The organism is Armatimonadota bacterium (assembly GCA_020354555.1).
Lineage (GTDB): Bacteria > Armatimonadota > Hebobacteria.
This window is the reverse complement of the sequence record CP070648.1, coordinates 10,648-14,190: the sequence shown is the minus strand read 5'-3', so window position 1 is coordinate 14,190 and position 3,543 is coordinate 10,648. Positions and strand designations below refer to the sequence as shown.

Sequence of the window (3,543 nt, the reverse complement as noted above, 5' to 3'; positions counted from 1 at the left end):
GCGTCGCCGAACGCGCTGGCCGCGACGCGCGACGCGGTCTCCAGGGCCGCGTCCAGCTCCTCGGGCGCGGAGACGCGCGTCATGCCCTTGCCGCCGCCGCCGAGCGCCGCCTTCACGAGGACCGGCCAGCCCATCTCGGCCGCCGCGCGCTTCGCGCTCTCCCGATCGGAGGGATCGCCCTCCCACCCCGGCACGACGGGCACGCCGGCCTCCAGCGCGACGGCCCGGGCGCGCCGCTTGTCCCCGAGAAGATCGATCGTGTCCGGCCGCGGCCCGAGGAACACGAGACCCGCCTCCTCGACGGCCCGGGCGAAGTCGGCGTTCTCGGCCAGGAACCCGTATCCGGGGTGGACCGCGTCGGCGCCGGATCGCTGCGCCGCGTTCAGCAAGCGGACGATCGACAGGTAACTCTCCGCCGCCCGCGCCGGCCCGATCTCGTACGCCTCGTCGGCCAGCCAGACGTGGGGTGCCAAGCGGTCGGCCTGCGAGTACACGGCCACCGACTCGATGCCCAGCTCGCGGCAGGCGCGAATCACGCGGACCGCGATCTCACCCCGGTTGGCGACGAGGACTTTTCTCAGCATCAGAGCGGGATGTTGCCGTGTTTGCGTGGCGGACCCGGGTCGCGCTTGTTCCGCGTCAGACGCAGCGCCTCGATCAAGCGGGGGCGCGTGGCGCGGGGATCGATCACATCGTCCACGTAGCCACGCGCCGCCGCTATGTAGGGGTGGGCGAACTGTTCCTCGTATTCCTTGATCAGCTTGTCGGTCTCCGCCGCAGGATCGTCGGCCTCAGCGATCTGCTTCCTGAACATGATCTCGACAGCGCCCTTCGGGCCCATGACGGCGATCTCCGCCGTGGGCCAGGCGAAGTTGAAGTCGCCCCGCACGTGCTTCGAGTTCATCACGTCGTAGGCACCGCCGTAGGCCTTGCGTAAGATGACTGTGAACTTCGGCACCGTCGCCTCGCAGTAGGCATACAGCAACTTTGCGCCGTGCTTGATGATGCCGCCGTGCTCCTGAGTGACGCCGGGCAAGAAGCCGGGGACGTCCTCGAAGGTGACGAGCGGGATGTTGAAGGCGTCGCAGAAGCGGATGAAGCGAGCCCCCTTCATCGAGCTGTCGATGTCGAGCACCCCGGCGAGCACGGCCGGCTGGTTGGCGATGATGCCGACGCTGTGGCCGCCTAAATGGGCGAAGCCGACCACGATGTTCGTCGCGTAGCCGGCGTGCACCTCGTAGAAGCTCCCCTGATCCACGACCCGCGAGATTACATTGTGGACGTCGTACGGCTTGTTCGGGTGGTCGGGAACGATGCCGAGCAGCTCTTCGTCCATCCGGTCCGGCGGATCCTCTCCCTCGCCCGTCGGCGGATCCTCCATGTTGTTCTGCGGGATGTAGTGGAACAAATCGCGCACCCGTTCCAAGCACGCCGGCTCACTCTCGCAGACGAAATGCGCGACCCCTGACGTGGTCCCATGGATCTTCGCACCGCCCAGCTGCTCGAAATCCACCTCCTCGTGGGTCACGGTCTTCACCACATCGGGCCCCGTGACGAACATGTAGGAAGATCCGTCGACCATGTAGATGAAGTCGGTGATCGCCGGCGAGTAGACCGCGCCGCCCGCACACGGCCCCAGGACCGCAGTGATCTGCGGGACCACACCCGAGGCTTGCGTGTTGCGCCAGAAGATCTCGGCGTAGCCGCCCAACGACACCACGCCTTCCTGGATGCGCGCCCCACCCGAGTCATTGAGGCCGATGACCGGACAGCCAGCCTTCATGGCCATATCCATGATCTTGCAGATCTTCTCCGCATGGGCCTCCGACAGCGAGCCACCGAACACGGTGAAGTCCTGGGAGAAGACCAGCACCTGACGGCCGTAAATGCGGCCCATGCCGGTGACGACACCATCACCCAGGACCTTCTTGTCGGCCAGCCCGAACTCGGTGGCGCGATGGGTGACGAAGCGGTCGAATTCGCGGAACGAACCCTCGTCGAGCAACAAGTCGAGACGCTCGCGCGCCGTGAGCTTACCCTTGGCATGCTGCGCCTTGATGCGGTCTTCGCCGCCGCCGAGCTCCGCTTGCGCCCGCAGCTCGGCGAGTCGCTTCAGCTTATCCTGCATCGTCATCGGCCGGGCTCCCCTGCGTTGCTGGCACGCTCGGCCTGCAACTCCTCGTAGGCCGGCACCAGCTCACGGTCCTTGAACTGGAGGATGAAGGGGCGGCGGGTTATGGAACCGCTCTCCACCGTGAAGATCCCCGTGGCGCCGGGGAGGCTTCGGATGTCGCGGAATGCCCTGGCGATGGCGGAGCGGCGCGGGAAACCCCAGGGCAACGCCGCCAGAACGAGACGTGTGGCGTCGTAGGCCAGCGCGGGGACCAGACTTCCCTGTAGACCCTTGCGGTAGGTCCGCTCGTACATCTCCTCGAACTCCACCCAGCGAACCGACGGGCTCGAGCGGTGGAGGAAGGTGGAGATGATGGTGCCGTTGATGAAGCGGGGCTCGACCAGCCTGAGCACCTCGGGCTCCGACCACTCGGCGTCACCCAACACCTGCACGCCCCGCAAGCCGTAGAAGGAGAACTGAGGTGCCATGACGATGACGCTTCTCGAGCTACTGGCCGGCGCATAGATCGCCTGTGGGCTGAAAGTGTCCAGGTAGGCGAGCGGCTCCTGGAACGTCGTCGCCGTATCGTCATAAGTGATCGAGCCGACGATGACGCCGCCGCGGGCGCGCACGGCATCGGCGAACGCCGCGAGCTGGTTCCTGCCCTCTTGCGTGTTGGGGTACATGACGCCGAAGCGATCGATACGCAGGTCGCGAACCGCGAAGCCGGCCAGAGTGCGCGCGCCGCGGGTCACGCGCTCCGTCGTGCTCCACAACGAGAAGGTGTTGCGCTCGAAGCTCAAGTTCTCGGGTGCGGTCGGACTGACGATGACGAGGTCACGATCGCGGCGACGCCGCGCGGCAATCTCCAGTCCTTCGCTACGCAGCGGCCCCACGATGGCCACCGCGCCCAACCGCTCCAGCTCGCGCACCAGATCGCCGTCCCGATCGTACTGATCCGCGTCGTCCCTGACGATCAACGTGACGGCGTCGAAATGGCGCTCGTTGTACTCCTCGATCGCCAGGCGGATCCCCTCCTCCGCCATCCGCCCGTAGGCCGCCAGCGGCCCGCTGAGCGGCAGGATAGCGCCGATGATCGGGCGCCACTGCTCGGTCTCCGCCTCACCGGACGCCATGCTACGAGCCCGATTCCGCTCGGGCTCCAGCGGATCGAGCGCCAACACGCGCTCGGCGACCTCACGGCCCCGCTCGCTGTGCCCCGCCGCCAGCAGCAGCGAGGCTTTTTCGACATCGAAGACCGAGCGCAGGGGGTGGCCAGCCGGCCAGCGAGCGGTCACGGTATCGATCTCACCCAGTCCCAGCTCACCGACGACGAGCCGCGCCAACTGCGCTGCCGCCTCCCGGTCCTCGCCCCGCTCCAACGAGGCAGCGAGCAACGTGTCCGCCGCCTCCAGCGTCCGCCCCTCGAG

At 67.3% G+C, this 3,543-nt stretch carries 3 protein-coding genes; all 3 read right to left on the bottom strand.

Annotated elements, in window-relative coordinates; translation table 11 throughout:
• Positions 1-584, bottom strand: a 584-nt coding sequence (locus JSV65_00065) for a hypothetical protein (GenBank protein ID UCH36658.1), incomplete at its 3' end; no start/stop codon positions are given.
• Positions 584-2,128, bottom strand: coding sequence for an acyl-CoA carboxylase subunit beta (locus tag JSV65_00060; protein ID UCH36657.1), 1,545 nt, complete (start codon positions 2,126-2,128; stop codon positions 584-586). The genes JSV65_00065 and JSV65_00060, both read right to left, overlap by 1 nt.
• A gap of 2 nt (positions 2,129-2,130) precedes the next feature.
• Positions 2,131-3,543: penicillin-binding protein activator (locus tag JSV65_00055; protein UCH34784.1), on the bottom strand; the 1,413-nt coding region annotated here is incomplete at its 5' end.